The 18,960-nt window shown below is 72.3% G+C and carries 16 protein-coding genes; 4 read left to right on the forward strand and 12 right to left on the reverse strand.

All coding sequences use genetic code 11. The features are described 5' to 3' along the window. From ABZV77_RS21660 to ABZV77_RS21670, 3 genes are all read right to left on the reverse strand, one after another. Positions 1–228, reverse strand: a complete 228-nt coding sequence (locus tag ABZV77_RS21660; RefSeq protein ID WP_055563275.1) for a ferredoxin family protein — start codon at positions 226–228, stop codon at positions 1–3. Between the two features lie 73 nt (positions 229–301). Beyond that, positions 302–1,069 carry a GntR family transcriptional regulator gene (locus ABZV77_RS21665; protein WP_356259157.1) on the reverse strand — a complete coding sequence of 256 codons (768 nt, stop codon included), beginning with the start codon at positions 1,067–1,069 and terminating at the stop codon, positions 302–304. Positions 1,070–1,250: 181 nt separating this feature from the next. Then, the gene (locus ABZV77_RS21670; RefSeq protein WP_356259160.1) at positions 1,251–2,777 is read right to left on the reverse strand and encodes an MFS transporter; all 1,527 of its coding nucleotides are present in this window, start codon (positions 2,775–2,777) and stop codon (positions 1,251–1,253) included. 126 nt (positions 2,778–2,903) lie between these two features. On the opposite strand from ABZV77_RS21670, the gene ABZV77_RS21675 reads away from it, so the two are divergent. Continuing rightward, positions 2,904–3,887 carry an Lrp/AsnC family transcriptional regulator gene (locus ABZV77_RS21675; RefSeq protein WP_356259162.1) on the forward strand — a complete coding sequence of 328 codons (984 nt, stop codon included), beginning with the start codon at positions 2,904–2,906 and terminating at the stop codon, positions 3,885–3,887. An 18-nt stretch (positions 3,888–3,905) separates the two neighbouring features. Here the strand turns inward: ABZV77_RS21675 and ABZV77_RS21680 are convergent, their stop codons facing one another. Further along, entirely contained in the window at positions 3,906–4,775 is an 870-nt protein-coding gene (locus ABZV77_RS21680) for a LysR substrate-binding domain-containing protein (protein WP_356259165.1), read from the reverse strand. Between the two features lie 168 nt (positions 4,776–4,943). Between ABZV77_RS21680 and ABZV77_RS21685 the strand changes: the two genes are divergently transcribed. Continuing rightward, positions 4,944–5,984 (forward strand): bile acid:sodium symporter family protein, encoded by a 1,041-nt coding sequence (locus ABZV77_RS21685; protein WP_356259168.1) that lies wholly within the window; start codon positions 4,944–4,946, stop codon positions 5,982–5,984. Here the strand turns inward: ABZV77_RS21685 and ABZV77_RS21690 are convergent. The 3 genes from ABZV77_RS21690 to ABZV77_RS21700 form a co-directional block, all read right to left on the reverse strand. Continuing rightward, the gene (locus ABZV77_RS21690; RefSeq protein ID WP_356259170.1) at positions 5,920–7,185 is read right to left on the reverse strand and encodes a hypothetical protein; all 1,266 of its coding nucleotides are present in this window, start codon (positions 7,183–7,185) and stop codon (positions 5,920–5,922) included. The genes ABZV77_RS21685 and ABZV77_RS21690 overlap by 65 nt on opposite strands. Positions 7,186–7,195: 10 nt before the next feature. Continuing rightward, a complete protein-coding gene (locus tag ABZV77_RS21695) occupies positions 7,196–9,091 on the reverse strand; it encodes a sialidase family protein (RefSeq protein ID WP_356259172.1) in 1,896 nt (631 codons plus the stop codon). 197 nt (positions 9,092–9,288) lie between these two features. Further along, positions 9,289–10,212: a zinc-binding dehydrogenase gene (locus ABZV77_RS21700; RefSeq protein ID WP_356259175.1), complete on the reverse strand. Its 924-nt coding sequence runs from the start codon at positions 10,210–10,212 to the stop codon at positions 9,289–9,291. Positions 10,213–10,306: 94 nt separating this feature from the next. On the opposite strand from ABZV77_RS21700, the gene ABZV77_RS21705 reads away from it, so the two are divergent. After that, positions 10,307–10,756, forward strand: coding sequence for a MarR family winged helix-turn-helix transcriptional regulator (locus tag ABZV77_RS21705; RefSeq protein WP_356259178.1), 450 nt, complete (start codon positions 10,307–10,309; stop codon positions 10,754–10,756). Between the two features lie 88 nt (positions 10,757–10,844). Here the strand turns inward: ABZV77_RS21705 and fdhD are convergent, their stop codons facing one another. Genes fdhD through ABZV77_RS21730 form a run of 5 tightly spaced genes read right to left on the reverse strand, consistent with a single transcriptional unit; the run spans position 10,845 to position 17,433 of the window. Continuing rightward, entirely contained in the window at positions 10,845–11,693 is an 849-nt protein-coding gene (gene fdhD, locus ABZV77_RS21710; protein WP_356259181.1) for a formate dehydrogenase accessory sulfurtransferase FdhD, read from the reverse strand. Between the two features lie 7 nt (positions 11,694–11,700). Next, positions 11,701–12,561 (reverse strand): 2Fe-2S iron-sulfur cluster-binding protein, encoded by an 861-nt coding sequence (locus ABZV77_RS21715; protein ID WP_356259183.1) that lies wholly within the window; start codon positions 12,559–12,561, stop codon positions 11,701–11,703. Further along, positions 12,558–14,537: an NADH-ubiquinone oxidoreductase-F iron-sulfur binding region domain-containing protein gene (locus ABZV77_RS21720; RefSeq protein ID WP_356259186.1), complete on the reverse strand. Its 1,980-nt coding sequence runs from the start codon at positions 14,535–14,537 to the stop codon at positions 12,558–12,560. The genes ABZV77_RS21715 and ABZV77_RS21720 overlap by 4 nt, the downstream gene beginning before the upstream one ends. An 8-nt stretch (positions 14,538–14,545) precedes the next feature. Then, on the reverse strand, positions 14,546–16,465 hold the full coding sequence (locus ABZV77_RS21725; RefSeq protein ID WP_356259188.1) for a molybdopterin-dependent oxidoreductase: 1,920 nt from the start codon (positions 16,463–16,465) through the stop codon (positions 14,546–14,548). Continuing rightward, entirely contained in the window at positions 16,462–17,433 is a 972-nt protein-coding gene (locus ABZV77_RS21730; RefSeq protein ID WP_356259191.1) for a 2-dehydropantoate 2-reductase, read from the reverse strand. The genes ABZV77_RS21725 and ABZV77_RS21730 overlap by 4 nt, the downstream gene beginning before the upstream one ends. A gap of 186 nt (positions 17,434–17,619) precedes the next feature. Here ABZV77_RS21730 and ABZV77_RS21735 point away from each other — a divergent pair, with 186 nt between their 5' ends. Beyond that, complete coding sequence (locus ABZV77_RS21735; RefSeq protein ID WP_356259194.1) at positions 17,620–18,954, forward strand: OFA family MFS transporter; 1,335 nt, start codon at positions 17,620–17,622, stop codon at positions 18,952–18,954. Positions 18,955–18,960: the final 6 nt, after the last annotated feature.

Below are 18,960 nucleotides of genomic sequence, written 5' to 3' on the forward strand. Positions count from 1 at the left end.
TCACCTGAGCAGGTAGGGCATGTTGACGGTGACCGCGCCGGTGGGGCACCGGGCCGCGCAGGGGCCGCAGTACCAGCACTCGTCCACGTGCATGTACGCCTTGCCGTTGTCCTCGCGGATCGCGAGCGAGTCGAGCGGGCACATGTCGACGCAGAGGGTGCAGCCGTCGATACAGCGGGACTCGTCGATGGTCACGGGCACGTCGGCGCGCTGCGGGACAACAGGCATGGCTGTCTCCAGGGAGGGTGGTGAAGGGAGGAGGAAAGGAAGAGGAAAGGAAGAGGAAAGGAAGAGGGGGATGTCAGGCGGATCGGCGCAGGACGCCGCTCATCGTGATCCGGTCGCCGCGGAAGCGGATGAATTCCAGGTCCACGGGCCGCCCGTCGGGCAGATGGGTGAGCCGCTCCAGCATCAGAACGGCGCTCCCGCGCGGTGCCTCCAGGACCGCCGCGGAGTGCGCGTCGGCGTTCACGGCCTCCAGCGTCATGTCGGCATGCCCCAGCGGGCCGCCGGTCATCGTCTCCAGGAGGCGGAACACGTCCGTGTTCTCCAGGTCGCAGCCGAGGAGCTCACCGCCCACGTCCATGGGCAGGTACGACAGGTCCAGGGAGAGCGGCAGTCCGTTCAGGCGGCGCAGCCGCTCGATACAGAGCACGTCGGTGTGGTCGGGCACCCCGAGCCTGCGCGCCACCGGGCCGGGAGCGCCGACCGGCCCGACGGTGCGGACCTCGTTGGTGACCCGGCCGTGCTCGTGCAGGGTCTCGGCGAGGCCCTGCAGCCGGTCGAGGGCGTGCGGGTACTTCTCGCACACCACGACGGTGCCGACGCCGGACCTCCGGTCCACGAGCTGCTCGCCGCGCAGCAGGTCGAGGGCCTGCCGTACGGTGTTGCGGCTGGCCCGGTAGTCGGCGGCGATGGCGTCCTCCAACGGCAGGACGCCGCCCGGGAAGCCGCCCGTGAGGATCTGGTGGCGCAGCAGATCGGCGAGTTGCCGGGCCTGGTCCGCACGCAGCCGCCGACGCCGCGCGGCGGCGACCGGAAGCGAGGCGGGGCTGTGTTCGGCTGGCATGGCAGGGAACGTACCGGCGTGGTGGCCGCGGTGGTGTTGCGGCAGCATTGCGCCACCTGACACGGCCGGGCACACCGCTCTGAGCTGCTGATTTGCCGGGTGATGGGCAAGACCCGCCACCCGGATGCCCACAACGTGGACAGTCCGGGTGGCGGATCCGAGACTCAGCAGCGACGTACCGTCAGCGCGTTGCCTCCTGAACGTGGGGCCGCCGCTCCGGAGCTCCCGCGGAACGTTCGGCCGACGGAGCTCCCGGTCCGCCCGCGCTCCCCGCCCGGCCCCCTGGCGTACGCACCATCACGAGCACCAGGACACCGGCGACCAGACCCGCCACGCCCGCGGCCAGCGACGCTCCGTTGAGTCCGGACGCGAAGGCCGCGCGCACCGCGTGCTCGGGCACCGTGCCGTGCAGGGCCGCCGCGCCGCCGCCCGCGGCGGTGTGCGCCGCCTCGTGGCCGAGCGAGTCCTGCATGCGTGTGGTCAGCACCGTCCCGAACAGGGCGACCCCGATCGCGTACCCGAGCTGACGGAAGGTGTTGACCGCGCCGCCCGCCATCCCGGCGTTCGCGGGCGGCACCGCGGCCAGCGCCGCCCCCGCCAGGCCCGGCGCGACCAGACCGGCGCCGACCCCCGTGAGCGTGAGCCCCGGCGCGAGCGTCCCCCAGGACGACCCGGCGTCGAGCACCGCCATGCACAGCCCGCCCGCCCCGATCAGCAGCAGCCCGACGCCGATGACCAGCCGCGGCGCCACCCCGTGCAGCAGCCGCCCGGCGAGCAGCGCCACCACGAACGACGTCGTGGCGAGCGGCAGCAGCACCAGGCTGCCGCGCACCGGACTCATGCCGAGCACGGTCTGCAGCCAGATGGAGAGGTAGGGGACGACGCCGAACGCCGCCCCGTTGTAGCCCACCGCGCCGATCAGCACGCCGGTGAAGGCGGGCTTGCGCAGCAGCCGCAGGTCGAGGAGCGGCTGTGCCACGCGCCGCTCGACCAGGACGAAGCAGAGCAGCGCCAGCGCCGACACCGCGAACGACGTGCCCGCGGCCGCCGACGCCCAGCCGTCCGCCCCGCCGCGCAGCACCCCGTACGTTCCCGCGCCCGCGAAGCACGCGAACGCCGCCGTGCCCGCCCAGTCGACCCGGCGCCCGGCGGGCCCCCGCGACTCCGGCACCAGACGCAGCGTCAGCCAGATCGACACGACGCTCACCGGCAGGTTCACGAAGAAGATCCAGCGCCAGCCGGGCCCCTCCGTCAGGAGTCCGCCCACGATCGGGCCGAGCGCGGCAGACGCCCCGCTCACCGCGCCCCACACGCCGAGCGCGGCCGACCGGTCGCGCCCTTGGTAGGCGGCGCCGAGCAGCGGCAGCGTCGTCGCGAGCATGGCCGCCGCGCCGAGCCCCTGCACGGCGCGCGCCGCCACCAGCAGGCCCGCGTCCGAGGCGAGCCCGCAGCCCAGCGAGGCGAGGGCGAACAGCGCGGTGCCGATGACGTTCAGCCGCCGCCTGCCGAACACGTCGGCCGCGGCGCCGACGCCGAGCAGCAGCGCGGCCAGCGCGAGCGCGTATCCGTCGATGACCCACTGCAGGTCGCTCAGCGAGGCGTCGAGCGCCCCCGCCATGTCGGGCAGCGCCACGATCACGATCGTCACGTCCAGCAGCAGCATGAACGTCCCCAATGACACCGCTGCGAGCGGCCCCCATGTACGCATTTCCCTGTTCCTCCGGCTGCTCGTCACACGCGTCTGCGTGTCCTCGTACGATGAGCCGACGGCGAACGAACCCGGTGCCGAGTCGTAGCTGAGCGCACTGATCCGACATGGAAGGGCGTCTGGGCGATGGAATCCGAAGTCTTCGACGAGCTGGACCTCAAGCTGCTGCATGCCCTGGAGGTCGACGGCAGGGCGCCCTTCAGCCGCATCGCGGGTGTCCTCGGAGTCTCCGACCAGACCGTCGCCCGCCGCTTCCGCCGCCTGCGGGCGGAGGCGGGCCTGCGCATCGTCGGCGTGCGCGACACCCGCAGGCTCGGGCACGACGAGTGGATGCTGCGGCTGCGCTGTGCGCCCGACGGCGCCGAGGCCATCGCGACCGCCTTGGCCCGCCGCCCCGACACCGCGTGGGTCCACCTCACGTCGGCGGGCACCGAAGTGGTCTGTATGACGGTGCCGCGCACCCAGGGCGACTACGACGACCTGCTCTTCGGCAAGCTCCTGCGCACCCGGAAGCTCGTCGAGATCACCGCTCACCAGCTGATGCACCGCTTCTACGGCGGCCGCACCGGGTGGATCGGCAAGCACCGCCCGCTCTCCGAAGAGCAGGCGGCCGCGCTCGCCCCCGCCCACGCTGCCGCCTCTGTTCACACCGCCCCGGCCCGTATCGCCCCCGCGGACGAGCCCCTGGTCGCCGCCCTCAAGGCGGACGGCCGCGTCACCTACCCCGAACTGCAGCGGCTGACGGGCCGGTCGGAGTCCTCGGTCAAGCGCCGCGTCGCCGCGCTGCTCGGCTCGGGCGCGCTGTACATCGACACGGAGTACGACGCCGCGCGCTTCGGCTTCACCACGGCCGCGATGCTCTGGGTCACCGTCGCCCCGGGCGCGCTCGACGCGGTGGGCCGGGCGATGGGCGAGCACCCGGAGATCGCCCACGTCTCCGCGATCACGGGCTCCGCCAACCTGATGGCGAGCGTCCTGACCCGCGACACCGCGGAGCTCTATGCCTATCTGAGCGGCAGGCTCGGCGCCCTCGACGGAGTGCGGCACGTCGAATCGGCGCCGTACGTGCGCCGGTTCAAGGAGCTCACCTACCCGCGGCCGCTGCGCTAGCCCGCCGCACCCGCCCCCTCACCGCCCACCCCGATGCAGCCGGTCCCCGCCCGCCAGGATCGCCCCCGCCAGCGCGTCCGCCGCGTCCTGGGCCGATGCCCGCCGCTCGCCGTGGAGCAGGACGAAGTCGACAGGACCCAGCTCGGGCAGGCCCGCCCGGTCGGGGACGCGGACCAGGCCCGGCGGGATCAGGCCCCGTGAGTGCGCCATCACGCCGAGGCCAGCGCGGGCCGCCGCCACCAGACCGTTGAGGCTGCCGCTCGTGCAGGCCACGCGCCAGGCGCGGCCCCGGCGCTCCAGGGCCTCGAAGGCGAGGGCGCGGGTGATGCCGGGCGGGGGATAGACGATCAGCGGCACCGGGCGCTCGGGATCGAGGCGGAGCCGCTCGGCACCGATCCACACCAGGTCGTCCTGCCACACCAGCTCCCCGCGCGGGTCCTCCGGGCGGCGCTTGGCGAGCACCAGGTCGAGCTTGCCCGCGTCCAGCTGCTTGTGCAGCGTGCCGGAGAGCTCGACCGTCAGCTCCAGGTCGACGTCGGGGTGGTCGTGCCGGAACGACTCCAGGATGTCGGTGAGCCGCGTCAGGACGAAGTCCTCCGAGGCCCCGAACCGCAGCCGTCCGCCGAGGCGCTGCCCGGCGAAGAACGCCGCGGCCTGTTCGTGCGCCGCCAGGATCCTGCGGGCGAAGCCGAGCATCGCCTCGCCGTCCTCGGTGAGCTCCACGCTGTGGGTGTCGCGCGTGAACAGCTGCCGCCCGGCCGCGTCCTCCAGGCGGCGCACGTGCTGGCTGACGGTCGACTGGCGCAGGCCGAGGCGGCGGGCGGCCCGCGTGAAGCTCAGCGTCTGGGCCACCGCGAGGAACGTACGGAGCTGCGAAGGGTCGTACACGCACACCAGCCTAATGCCGCTCATCGCGGAACGTGATGACAGTCAGAGCTGTGTACGGGATTCCCGATCACCCTGATCGGGAGGATCATGGAGAGGGCACGCCCCGCACCGAGAGCAGGGTCTCTCGCACCGAGAGCGAGGCCAGACGCACCGAGAGCATGGAGCACCGTGAAACGCCTGAAGTGGCCGTCCTGGTTGCCGGTCGACCCGTACATCGTGGCGTTGCTCGCGACCGTGGGCCTCGCGGCCCTGCTGCCCGCCCGCGGCACGTCCGCCGATGTCGCGTCCGGTGCCTCCACCGCCGCCGTCTCGCTGCTCTTCTTCCTCTACGGGTCCCGGCTCTCCACCCGTGAGGCGCTCGACGGGCTCAAGCACTGGCGGCTCCACGTCACGGTCATGGCCAGCACGTTCGTCGTGTTCCCGCTGCTCGGGCTCGCCGCGAAGGGCCTCGTCCCGTACGTCCTGACGCCCGCGCTCTTCAGCGGTTTCCTCTTCCTCACCCTGGTGCCCTCGACGATCCAGTCGTCCATCGCCTTCACCTCGATGGCCCGCGGCAACGTCCCCGCGGCGATCTGCGCGGGCTCCTTCTCCTCGCTGGCGGGCATCGTGCTGACGCCGCTGCTCGCGGCCGCGCTGCTCGGCGACAGCGGGGGCGGGTTCTCCGCCGACTCGCTCCTGAAGATCGTGCTGCAGCTGCTTGTGCCGTTCCTCGCCGGGCAACTCCTGCGCCGGTGGGTGGGCGGCTTCATCGCCCGCCACAAGAAGATCCTCGGCTATGTCGACCGCGGCTCGATCCTGCTCGTCGTCTACACCGCGTTCAGCGAGGGCATGGTGCAGGGCATCTGGGGCCAGGTGCACCCGGTGCGGCTGCTCGCGCTGCTCGGCGTCGAGGCGGTGCTGCTCGCGGCCATGCTGTCGCTGACCTGGTACGGCGCGAAGCGGCTCGGCTTCGGCCGGGCGGACCGCGTCGCGATCCAGTTCGCCGGGTCGAAGAAGTCCCTGGCCGCCGGGCTGCCCATGGCGAGCGTCCTGTTCGGGGCGGACGCCTCGCTTGCCGTGCTGCCGCTGATGCTCTTCCATCAGATGCAGCTGATGGTCTGCGCGGTCATCGCCAAGCGCCGCTCGCGGGACCCGGAGGAGTTCGTCAGCGAGCCGCCGCGAGCCGCAGCGACACGAACCGCGGTCGGTACAGCGACACGTTCCGCGTGACGTTCGCCTGCGCGTTCGCGGGCGTCGCGTCCAGCCAGTTGACGTCGTAGCTCAGCACGACGCGGCCGTCGCCCGCCCCGCCCCCGGCGAGCGCCGGGTGGGCCTGCGGGTTGTAGGCGGCGGTGTCCTGGCGGGCCGCGCTGTCCTCGGGCAGGGAGGCCTCGAAGGCCTTGGCGGGGCCGTGCCAGGGTCCGGTGGGGGAGCAGGACCAGTACGAGGCGACGGTGGTCAGGCCCTCGGTGCCCGCCGCCATCGTGAACAGCACATACGTCCCCTCGTCCCGCACCACCGTGAACGCGCTGCCCACCCCCTTGCGCTTGCCGTCCCCGAGCACGGCCCGGGGCGTGACGTCGGGCCCCCACGCCTTGCCGTCCCAGTACTCCCACGCCGAGCCGTCACCAAGGCTGCCGTGCGGGACCCGTGCGACGTACGCGTCCGATGCGGGACGTGAGGTCGCCTGGGCGTCCGTGCCGCCGAAGACGTACGTCCAGTCGCCGTCGTCGACCGTCGTCGTGCCGTACAGGACGCGCTTCTCCGGGTCGCCGACCGACTGCTGGTCGGAGACCTTCGTGATGCCCTCGACGCGCAGGTCGGGCAGCGAGAGCGTGGCGACCTCGGTGGCGACGGGCACGCCGTAGATCCAGGGGCCCTGGCTCGCCATGCGGTTCCACAGCAGGACGCGCACGACCCGTTCGTCCGAGCCGGGGGTGCGCGGCTCCACGCGCGCCGCCACCGGCCAACGCCACTGCTGGGGCGCCGGGTCGGTGAAGAGCGGCGCGGCGAGGGTGCGCTGCAGCGTGCCCGAACGGGACATCACCACGGCCGAGTTGCGGACCATGGGCGTGTTCGTGTCGCGCCAGGTGTGCGGCTGTCCCGCCGGGTTCGGGGGCGCGTGGATCTGACCGAGGAAGGTGTCGGAGAACAGCCACAGCACGCGCCCGTCCGGCAGCCGCACGGAGTGGGTGCCGTCGCCGCCGGTCCAGTCGTCGGTGCGCGTCATGTCGTCGCCGTAGCGCGCGAACTCCTCGGTGGGCCCGGCCTCGGCGGACGAGGCGGCGACGGTGCGGGGGCGGCATGCCGCATCGCCCTCCCGGTCGTCGTCCGGGAGGGCGATGAGCAGTACGGCCGCGCAGGCCAGGACCAGCAGCAGGACCAGCCAGATCCTGCGCGGCCCCGACGCGGCACGTTCGCGGGCAGGCACGTCCGGGACGTTAGTTGCTGTCGCGCACGCGGTCCATGGGGAGCCGGACGACGGTGTCCCGTGTCACAGGAGCATCACCGGTGCGCAGGGCTTCCACCTCGGCGTCGCTCAACGCCCGGTCGTGCAACCGTACTTCGTCGATCGCTCCGGTGAAGTACGCGCGGCTGTCCATCCGTTGACCGACGTGCACGCCGAACGGCGAGTTGCGGCTGACCGAGCCCGGCACGTCGGCGGCGGAGGTCTGCGTACCGTCGAGGAAGAGCGTCAGGCGGCCGTCGCCGCGGCGCAGCGCGATGTGGTGCCACTCGCCGTCGTTGTACGCGCTCGTCGTGCGCACCGAGGCGGACCTCGGGGGCGCCGCGCCGTCGCGCGTGGTGATGAGGCCGGTGACGCGGTTGCTCGCGGGCTCGCCGCGCAGCCACACCTGCGGCTGGTTGGTGCCTATGCCGCCCATCCACAGCAGGGGCTGCTCACCGGTCGTCGCGGTGTAGCGGAACCACAGGGAGGCGGTGAAGTCCTTGGCGCCGAGCGGGAGTCGCTCGCTGAAGGGGAGTCGCACCGCGTCGTCCGTGCCGTCGAGGGCGAGCGCGCCGCCGAAGCGGCCCGGGGTCACGTCCGCCCCGCCGAGCACCGCGGCGGGACGTGCGCCCGGCGCGTGGTCGCGGGTAGTCGGGTCGGGGCCCCTGCGCGGCGTGAGCCAGTCCTCGGTGAAGCGGGCGAAGCGGATCTCGTCGCGCGCGTCGACCGCGCCGCCCTCGTACAGCAGGCCGACGTGCGCGCCGTCGGCCCGGACCAGGTCCGAGTAGCCGGACCAGTCCGTGGTCACCGTGGTGCCGCGGTCGACGCTGTCCCAGGTGCGCCCGCCGTCGTAGGACGAGCGGATCTGCATCGTGCGGCGGCGGTCCGGGTCGCCGGGGCAGGCCAGCAGCATCCGCTTGCCGAACTGGAGTGTGGAGCCCTGCACTTGGGGCGTGTAGAGGTCGGGGATCGCGCGGAAGGGGGCGGTGAAGGTGTTGCCGCCGTCCCGGCTGATCGTGTGGGTGCGGTGGCCCAGGTCCGTGCCGTCCTGCTCGCGGCCGCTGATGTAGACCGCTCCGTCGGGCCGCTCGGTGACGGTCATCTCGGACGGCTTCTGACGGAACGTGCCGTCCTGCGGTATCGGGTACGAGTCCGTCGCGCCGATCTTCCAGTGGTCGCCGCCGTCGTCGCTGACGATCAGTGCGGCGTGGTTGGCGGTGACCCGACTGCCGTCCCACGTCTCGGTGTTGGCGGTGAAGACGAGGCGTCCCGCGTGGCGGCCGCGGGTCAGCTGGATGCCGTGCACGGGTCCTGTCGCGTACCAGGAGTTCCAGTTCTCCGGCAGGATTTCCTCGCTCAGGTCGCGCGGTGCGGACCAGCTGAGGCCGTCGTCGTCGCTGTACTGCAGGTGCGGGGTCCGGTCGCACGGCACGTCGCAGTTCTTGCCGTCCGTGCGTCCGGTGTTGTACGTCTCCGCCAGCAGGACGCGGCCGGTCTCGCGGTCCACGACGGGCGCCGGGTTGCCGTGGGTGTCGCCCTCGCCCTCGTTGATCACCTGGAGCGGCCCCCAGGTGCGGCCGCCGTCGTGCGACCGCTTGAGCACCAGGTCTATGTCGCCCGCGTCGCTGCAGTCGTTGACCCGGCCCTCCGCGAAGGCGAGCAGGGTGCCCTTCGTCGTCCGCACCACGGCGGGGATGCGGTAGCAGGCGTAGCCGGGATCCTGGGAGGCCTTGAACAGCACCTGCTGCTCGAACGGCGCAGTCCGCGCGGGCGCCGCCCGCAGCGCCTGCGCCGCGGGCGCGGGCAGCAGGGCGCCGACGGCGACCAGGGTCAGGGCGGCGGTGGCGGTACGGAGCGATCTGAGGCGTACGCGGAGGCTCGATGGCATGGTGCGGTCCGCCTTTCGTGGCGACGGCGACTCATGGCGCGTCCTGAAGATGGCGTGCGGGATGTGGAGTCCTGAGTACGTGGTGTCCTTCGTGCGAGGCGTCCTTCGTGCGTGGCGTCCTGACATCCTGACATCCCATGTCCACGTTCCGACGCAGACGCTACTTGGGGTCACCCGCACCCCACAAGAAGTGCGCATCAAGGGATCAGGACGACCTTGCCCCGATTGCTCCGCCCCTCGATCACCGCGTGCGCCTTCGCCGCGTCCTCCAGGGCGAACTCCGCATGCACGGCCGCGCGCAGGGCGCCCGCCGAGTGCAGCTCCCACAGCTCCCGCCGCCACGCCTCGTACAGCTCCGGCCGCCCCCGCGCGATCAGCGCCATCTGGAAGCCGATGACGGCCTTGGCGCCGACGAGCAGGTCGTACGCCGCCACCGTGCCGCCGCCCGAGCTGTAGGCCACCAGCCGTCCGTGCGGGGCCAGGGCTCTGACGGCGGGCGTCAGGAGGTCGCCGCCGACCGCGTCCAGGACGTAGTCGACCGGTTCGCCCCACCCCTCCTGGTCGTACGTGACGACGTCGTCGGCGCCGAGCCCGCGCACGAAGGCCGCCTTGCCGGGGCCGGAGACGGCGGCCACCACGCGCGAGGCACCCTTCAACTTCGCGAGCTGCAGGGCGAGATGGCCGACACCGCTCGCGGCCGCCGTGACGAGCGCGGACTCGCCGGGCGCGGGGCGGGCGGCTTCGAGCGCCCCGTACGCGACGAGGCCGGAGCGGACCAGCGCGACCGCGTCGACGGCGCTCGCCCCGTCCGGGACGGGGGAGGCCATCGCGGCGTGGAGCACGGCGTAGTCGGCATAGCCGTGCCCGAAGACCAGGCCGGTGACGCGGTCGCCCGGCGCGTGGCCGCCGACCCCTTCGCCGAGCTCGACGACCTCACCGGCGACCTCGCCCCCGAGCGGGATCGGCTCGCGGCCTTCGCCGACCTTGCGGACGACGGGAAGGGTCACGCCGACCGCCTCCACGCGCACGAGGAGCTCGCCGGGGCCCGGCGTGGGCACGGGCGCGTCCTCCAGGAACAGGACTTCGGGACCGCCGCTGTGTTCGTACCGGACACGACGCATCGGCACCACCTCCAGATGCAGGAATCGTTGGGAGTCCCAACGATAGGCACATAGTCGTGGGGAAGTCCAACGATTCTTTGGCTACGCTTCCCCCATGGCCACGACACCGCCCGCCCCCAGTACCATCCGTACCCTCCCCAGCTGGCTGCTCGGCCGCGCGGCAGCCCGCGGGCGCGGTCTGGTCGCCGACGCGCTGGCCCGCGAGGGCCTCAAGATGTGGCACCACGTGGTGCTCGCCGCCGTCGCGGACCTGGGCCCCGTCGCCCAGGCGGAGCTCGGCCGCAGCGTCTCGCTCGACCCGAAGGACATGGTCGGCGTCATCAACGACCTGGCGGCCGAAGGCCTCGTCGAGCGCGCCCCCGACCCCCGCGACCGCCGCAAGAACGCCATCACCATCACGGCGCGCGGCAGGCGCACCGTCACACGCTGCGCGGCAGCGGCCGAACAGGCCAACGCCGAACTCCTCGCGCCCCTCTCGCCCGACGAGCGGAAGCGGTTCCTGGAGCTGCTCGGCCGGATCTCGGGGGTCGAGGAGTCGGCCTGACGCCGCGGCACCGGGGCAGGGGCCCGGCCGGCGCAGGGGGCGCTCCCCGCCGGCCGGGGCGCCGCCGCCGTGCGGCGGGGAGCCCGGATCAGCCCTGGGCGGCCGCGGCCCGCAGGGCGACGCGGTGCTCGCCCGCGTACACGTTCATGGAGGAGCCCCGCAGGAAACCGATCAGCGTGAGCCCCGTCTCGGCGGCCAGGTCGACGGCGAGCGAGGACGGCGCCGAGACGGCGGCGAGCACCGGAATGCCCGCCATCACCGCCTTCTGGGCGAGCTCGAAGGAGGCACGGCCCGAGACGAGCAGGATCGCGCGGGACAGCGGCAGATTCCCGTGCTGCAGGGCACGTCCGACGAGCTTGTCGACGGCGTTGTGCCGCCCCACGTCCTCCCTTATGTCGAGCAGGTCGCCTTCTTCGGAGAAGAGCGCTGCCCCGTGCAGACCACCGGTCCGGTCGAAGACCCGCTGCGCGGCCCGCAGCCGGTCGGGGAGGCTCGCGAGCAGCTCGGTCCCGACCCGGACCGGGGGAGCGTCGGCGATCGGGAAGCGGGCGGTCGTGCGGACCGCGTCCAGGCTCGCCTTGCCGCACAGGCCGCAGGACGAGGTCGTGTAGACGTTGCGTTCGAGGGTGATGTCGGGGAGCACCACGCCGGGGGCGGTCTTCACGTCGACGACGTTGTAGGTGTTCGAACCGTCATCGAGGGCCCCCGCGCAGTACACGATCGACTGCAGCTCGTCCGCCGCGCCAAGGACGCCCTCGCTCACCAGGAAACCGGCCGCCAGCGCGAAGTCGTCACCGGGCGTGCGCATGGTGATGGCGAGCGGCTTGCCGTTCAGCCGGATCTCCAGGGGTTCCTCGGCGACGAGGGTGTCGGGCCGCTCCGAGACGTGCCCGTCCCGGATCCGGATCACCTTGCGTCGTTCCGTGACTCGTCCCATGTCTTGATCAGTCCCGGTTCTGTACGTGCTGGTAGCCGAAGCGGCCCTTGATGCAGAGGTTGCCGTGGGTCACCGGATTGTCGTGCGGGGAGGTGACCTTCACGATGTCATTGTCCTGCACGTGCAGGGTCAGGTTGCAGCCGACTCCGCAGTACGCGCAGACGGTCGTCGTCTCGGTCTGCGCGGCCTCGTCCCACGTACCGGCGGCGCGCATGTCGAATTCCGACTTGAAGCTGAGGGCGCCCGTCGGGCAGACCTCGATGCAGTTGCCGCAGTACACGCAGGCGGAGTCCGTCAGCGGCGCGTCGTGCTCGACGGCGATGCGGGCGTCGAAGCCGCGCCCCGCGACCGAGATGGCGAAGGTGTTCTGCCACTGCTCGCCGCAGGCGTCCACGCACTTGTAGCAGAGGATGCACTTGTCGTAGTCCCGCACGTACAGGTCGTTGTCGACCTTGGGTTCCTCGTTCAGGCGCGCCGCGTCGGGACCGTACCGCTCGGGCTTCGCCTCGTACTCCTTGAGCCAGGCCGCGGCCTTCGGCGTCGTCGACAGGTCGACGGAGGAGGCGAGCAGTTCGAGGACGACCCTGCGGCTGTGCCGGGTGCGTTCGGTGTCCGTGCGCACGCTCATGCCCGGCTCGGCCCCGCGCGAGCAGGCGGGGACGAGAGTGCGGGCGCCCTCCACCTCCACGACGCACACCCGGCAGGCGTTCTTGGGGGTGAGCGTGTCGCCCTGGCACAGGGTCGGGACGCCCTTGCCCGCGGCCCGGCAGGCGTCGAGGAGCGTGGCCCCTTCCGGCACCCTGGCCACCGCCCCGTCCAGGGTGAACTCCACCAGGCGGCGCGGCGGTTGCAGAGGTATCGCGGTCATTCGTACGCCCCCAGACGGTCGATGGCGGATTCCACGGCGTTCCACGCGGTCTGGCCGAGACCGCAGATCGAGGCGTCCCGCATGGCCCGCCCCACGTCGCGCAGCAGCGCGATGTCGGCCGCCGCGTCGGCGCCGGTCCGCCCGACGATGCGGTGCAGCGCCTCCTCCTGGCGGACGGTCCCGACGCGGCAGGGCACGCACTGCCCGCAGGACTCGTCGCGGAAGAACTCGGCGATGCGGAGGAGGACGCGGGGGAGCGGCACGGTGTCGTCGAACGCCAGCACGACGCCGGAGCCGAGGGTGGCCCCCGCCTCCCTGGTCCCCTCGAAGGTGAGCGGGATGTCCATCTCATCGGCCCGTACGAAGCCGCCCGCGGCGCCGCCCAGGAGCACGGCGCGGAGGTTGTCGGGCCTTCCGGCCAGGGTGAGGAGTTCGCCCAGGGTGGCGCCGAAGGGCAGCTCGTAGACGCCAGGACGTGCGACGCTCCCGGAGACGCAGAAGAGCTTGGGTCCCGTGGACTTCTCCGTGCCGATGGCCGCGTAGGCAGCCGCGCCCATGGTGAGGATCGGCAGGACGTTGACGAGGGTCTCGACGTTGTTCTCGGCAGTGGGCTTGCCGAACAAACCCTTCTCTACGGGGAAGGGCGGCTTGGCACGGGGCTCTCCTCTGTACCCCTCTATGGAGTTGAAGAGCGCCGTCTCCTCACCACAGATGTACGCGCCCGCGCCGCGCCGGATCTCGATGTCGAAGGCGTACCCCTGGCCGAGGACGTCGTCGCCGAGGAGGCCGCGGGCGCGGGCCTGTGCGATGGCGTGCTCCATCCTGCGCAGGGCCCGGGGGTATTCGCCGCGGAGGTAGAGGTGGCCGAGGTGGGCGCCGGTCGCGTACCCGGCGACGGTCATCGCCTCGATGAGCGCGTACGGGTCGCCCTCCATGATCACGCGGTCCTTGAAGGTGCCCGGCTCGGATTCGTCGGCGTTGCATACGAGGTGGTGCGGGTGCTCGGGCCGGGCGGCGGTGGCCTGCCACTTCCGCCCCGTGGGGAAGGCGGAGCCGCCCCGCCCCACGAGTCCGGACTCGGTGACTTCGCGGATGACCTCGGCGGGGCCGATGGCGAAGGCGCGGCGGAGGGCGGCGTAGCCGCCGTGGGCGCGGTAGTCGTCCAGGTCGGACGGGTCCACGATGCCGATTCTCTTGAGCAGGATCAGGCCGTCCTGTCCGGCCTGGGGGACGGCGTGGGAGGCGGGGGGTTCGGGTGGGGCGTGCTCGGGGTTCGCGGCGGCGAGGGCGATGGTGTCGGGTGCGGCCGGGGCGATGGTTGCGGTGGCGTGGTTCTTCTCCCCGGGCCCGCCCCTTCCCGAACCGGGGCTCCGCCCCGGACCCCGCTCCTCAAACGCCGGAGGGGCTGGATTTTCAGCCCGTCCGGCGTTTGAGGACGAGCGCGGAGCGCGATCGACCGAGCCCCGGGCGGCGGAGCCGCAAACTTCGGGAAGGGGCGGGGTCGGGGAAAGAGGCTCGCCCGCCCGCACCACCAACGCCGCCGGGGCCCGCTCGCACAGGCCGAGGCACGGGCTCGGTTCGACCGTCGCCCCCGGCACGGGAGCCAGCCGCTCGGCTCCGGGGCCGCAGGCCACGTCCGTGCACACCCGCACCGCCGTCCTCGCCCGCGGCCGCACCGAGAACATGGAGTAGAACGTCGCCACCCCATACCCCTCCGCGGGCGGCACCGTGAGCCGCCTGCACAGGTAGTCGAGGCCGCCCTCGCTCACCCACCCCACCCGGTCGTTCAGCGCGTGCAGCCCCGGCAGCAGCAGATCCCGCCGCTCCCGCGCCGCCCGCCCGCCCCGCGCCCACCGCAGATCCGCGGCGGCGCGGTCCTCGCCCCCTTCCCACACGGACCCCGGCGGCCCGAGCACCGCGTCCACGGCCGACCGCTCCTCGTCCGTCGGCTTGCTCTCACCGAAGTGCAGATCCATACGTCACCTCACCTCACCGGCGCGGTCAGCTTGTCGATCCGGATCGCGGAGGCCTTGAACTCCGCCGTCCCCGCGATGGGGCAATTCGCCTCGATCGTCAGCTGGTTGGTGTCGACCTCGTCGGGAAAGTGCATGGTCATGAAGGCCAGACCGGGCCTGAGCCCCGGATCCACCCACACCGGAGCCACCACCGAGCCCCGCCGCGAGGCGACCCGCACCTCCTCGCCCACCGCGACGCCGTACCGCTCCGCGTCCTCCGGGCACAGCTCGACGTACTCGCCGCGGCGCAGCGGTGACGCGTAACCCCCGCTCTGCACACCGGTGTTGTACGAATCGAGCCGCCGCCCAGTCGTGAGCCGGATCGGGTACGCCTCGTCGGTGACGTCGACCGGCGGATCGTGCGCGACGAGCCCGAAGGGCGCGGGCCTGCCGCGCCGCACCGGGTCCGCCTCCCACAACCTGCCGTGCAGGTAAGGGGGTTCGAGGCCGTCCTCGTCGGGGCAGGGCCACTGGATGCCCTGCAGGGCGTCGAGGCGGTCGTACGTCATGCCCCGGTGGTCCGGCGAGACGGACCGCAGCTCGTCCCAGACGGCCCGCGCGTCGGCGTACTTCCACTCGTGCCCGAGGAGCCCGGCCAGCTCGCAGAGGACGTCGATGTCCTCGCGCGCCTCACCGGGCGGCCGCACCGCCTTGCGGACCCGCTGCACGCGCCGCTCGCTGTTGGTCGTGGTGCCTTCGGTCTCCGCCCAGGCGGCGGTCGCGGGGAGCACCACGTCCGCGAGACCGGCCGTCTTCGTCAGGAAGATGTCCTGGACCACCAGGAAGTCCAGGGCACGCAGCCGCCGCACCGCCTGCTCGCTGTCCGCCTCGGACTGCGCGGGGTTCTCGCCGATGCAGTAGACGGCCTTGAGGGCGCCCTCCTCCATGGCCTCGAACATCTCGGTGAGGTTCAGCCCGTAGCGGGGCTGGATGACCGTGTCCCAGGCCGACTCGAACGTGCGGCGCGCGTCCGGGTCGAGGATGTCCTGGAAGCCGGGCAGCCGGTTGGGGATGGCGCCCATGTCGCCGCCGCCCTGCACGTTGTTCTGGCCGCGCAGCGGCTGCAGGCCGGAGCCGAAGCGGCCCACGTGGCCGGTCAGGAGCGACAGGTTGATCAGTGCGCGCACGTTGTCCGTGCCGTTGTGGTGCTCGGTGATGCCGAGCGTCCAGCACAACTGGGCCCGCTCCGCGCGCGCATAGGCGTGCGCCAACTCCGCGATGGCGGCCGCCGGTACGCCCGTCACCTGCTCGGCGAGCGACAGGGTCCACGGCTCGACCAGGGCCGCGTACTCCTCGTACCCCGTCGTCGCCCGCTCGATGAAGGCCCGGTTGGCCAGGCCCGCGTGGATGATCTCGCGGCCGATCGCGTGCGCCAGCGGGATGTCCGTGCCGACGTTCGGGCCGAGCCAGCCCTCCGCCCACTCCGCCGTCTTCGTGCGGCGCGGGTCGACCGCGTACATACGGGCGCCGTTCCTGATGCCCTTCAGGACGTGCTGGAAGAAGATCGGGTGCGCGAAGCGGGCGTTGGAGCCCCACATCACGATGAGGTCGCAGTGCTCGACCTCCTCGTACGACGAGGTGCCGCCGCCCGATCCGAAGGCGGCCGATAGGCCCGCGACGCTCGGCGCGTGACAGGTGCGGTTGCAGGAGTCGACGTTGTTCGTGCCCATGACGACGCGCGCGAACTTCTGCGCCACGTAGTTCATCTCGTTGGTGGCGCGGGCGCAGGAGAACAGGCCGAAGGCGCCCCGGGCCCGCTCGAACCCGGCCGCGGTGCGGGTCAGCGCCTCCTCCCAGGTGGCCCGGCGCAGCGGTTCGTCGCGGGAGTCGCGGACCAGGGGGTGGGTGAGGCGGGTGTACGTCTTGGGGGTGCGGTCGCGTTTGCTCATGCGGCGGTCCTCGATGCGAGCAGGTCCGAGATGGCGTGGACGGTGCGCAGCGTCGGCACCGGAACCCCGGTGATGTCCGCGAGTTCGACGACCGCCGCGAGCAGCACGTCGAGTTCCAGCGGTCTGCCGCGCTCCAGGTCCTGGAGGGTGGAGGTGCGGTGGTCGCCGACCCGCTCGGCACCGGCGAGGCGCCGCTCCACCGAGATGTCGGGCCTGCAGCCGAGGGCCGTGGCGACGGCGAGCGTCTCGTTCATCATGATCTCGATGACGCGCCGGGTGCCGCCGTGTCTGCACATCTCGCCCATCGTGGCGCGGGCAAGGGCGCTGATCGGGTTGAAGGAGATGTTGCCGAGCAGCTTGATCCAGATGTCGCCGCGCAGCTCCGCCTCGACCGGGCACTTGAGGCCGCCCGCCACCATGGCCTCGCTGAAGGCCGCGCAACGGGCCGAGCGGGTCCGGTCGGGCTCGCCGACGGAGAAGCGGGTGCCCTCCAAGTGGCGCACGACGCCCGGACCTTCGAGCTCCGTCGCGGCATAGACGACACAGCCGATGGCCCGCTCCGGCGCGAGCACCGCGCTCACCGCGCCGCCGGGGTCCACGCTCTCGACGCGGTGGCCGTCGTGCGGGCCGCCGTGCCGGTGGAAGTACCACCAGGGGATGCCGTTCTGCGCGGCGACGACCGCGGTGCTCCCGTGCAGGAGCGGTTCGATCAGCGGCCCGCACGCCGCGTACGAGGTGGCCTTCAGGCCCAGGAAGACGAAGTCGACCGGCCCGATCTCGGCCGGGTCCGCGGTGGCGCGGGCCCGTGCGGTGAAGTCTCCGCGCGGGCTCAGCACCCTTACTCCGTGCTGCCTCATGGCCGCCAGATGCGGTCCACGGGCGACGAGATGGACGTCGGCGCCCGCGCGGTGCAGCGCGGCTCCGACGTAGGCGCCGATCGCACCGGCACCGAGGACTGCGACTTTCACGGTGGGGCGCTCCATTCGGTCGAGGGATCCGAGGAACGTGCGTCGTGGGGCGTAAGTCAGAGGAACGTGAGCCGACGAACGTATGGAGAATTTCGCCGACGAAATATTGTCTACAGTATGGAAGTTGGGTGGGCAAGGGTTCGTGCGGGTTCCCAACCCCTCGACTTCTTCCTATGGTTCGGGATCATGAGGCCCCCCGTCGCACCCCCCGGATGGTCCCGCTGGCTCGTGCCCCCCGCCGCGCTCTCGGTGCACCTCTCCATCGGCCAGGCCTACGCCTGGAGCGTGTTCAAACCGCCCCTCGAATCCGCCCTCGACCTCACCGGCACCCAGAGCGCCCTGCCCTTCCAGCTCGGCATCGTCATGCTCGGCCTCTCCGCCGCGTTCGGCGGCACACTGGTCGAGCGCAACGGCCCGCGCTGGGCGATGGCCGTCGCCCTGACCTGCTTCTCCTCCGGCTTCCTGATCGCCGCCCTCGGCGCTGCGACGAGCCAGTACTGGCTCATCGTGTTCGGCTACGGCTTCGTCGGCGGGATCGGCCTCGGCATCGGCTACATCTCACCCGTCTCCACGCTGATCAAGTGGTTCCCCGACCGGCCGGGCATGGCCACCGGCATCGCGATCATGGGCTTCGGCGGCGGCGCGCTCATCGCCTCGCCGTGGAGCGCGCAGATGCTGGACTCCTTCGGCACGGACTCGGACGGCATCGCGCTCGCGTTCCTCGTGCACGGCCTCACCTACGCCGTCTTCATGGCGCTCGGCGTGTTCCTGGTGCGCGTGCCGCGGACGGAGGGCGCGCACCGGCCGGGCGGCCCTGGCGCGCTCGACGGACCGCAGGTCTCGGCGGCGCGGGCCGTCCGCACCCCGCAGTTCTGGTGCCTGTGGGTCGTCCTGTGCATGAACGTGACCGCCGGGATCGGCATCCTGGAGAAGGCCGCCCCGATGATCACGGACTTCTTCGCGGACACCGGGACGCCCGTGTCGGTCTCCGCCGCGGCAGGCTTCGTCGCCCTGCTCTCGGCCGCGAACATGGCAGGCCGCATCGGCTGGTCGTCGGCATCCGACCTGATCGGCCGGAAGAACGTCTACCGCGTCTACCTCGGCGCGGGCGCGCTCATGTATCTGCTGATCGCACGCTTCGGGGACACCTCGAAACCGCTGTTCATCTGTTGTGCGCTGGTGATCCTCTCCTTCTACGGAGGGGGCTTCGCGACGATCCCCGCGTATCTGAAGGACCTCTTCGGCACGTACCAGGTCGGCGCCATCCACGGGAGGCTGCTCACCGCGTGGTCGACGGCGGGCGTCCTCGGACCGCTGATCGTGAACCGGGTCGCCGACCACCAGGAGGAGGCGGGCAAGCACGGCTCGGGCCTCTACGGCCTCTCCTTCGCGATCATGATCGGACTCCTCGTCGTGGGCTTCGTCGCGAACGAGCTGGTCCGGCCCGTCCATCCCCGCCACCACATCCCCGTCCCGAAGGAGGCCGCCGATGACCACACCGCCGAGCACACCGCCAAGTAATCGCCG

Source organism: Streptomyces sp. NPDC004732 (assembly GCF_040609235.1).
GTDB lineage: Bacteria > Actinomycetota > Actinomycetes > Streptomycetales > Streptomycetaceae > Streptomyces.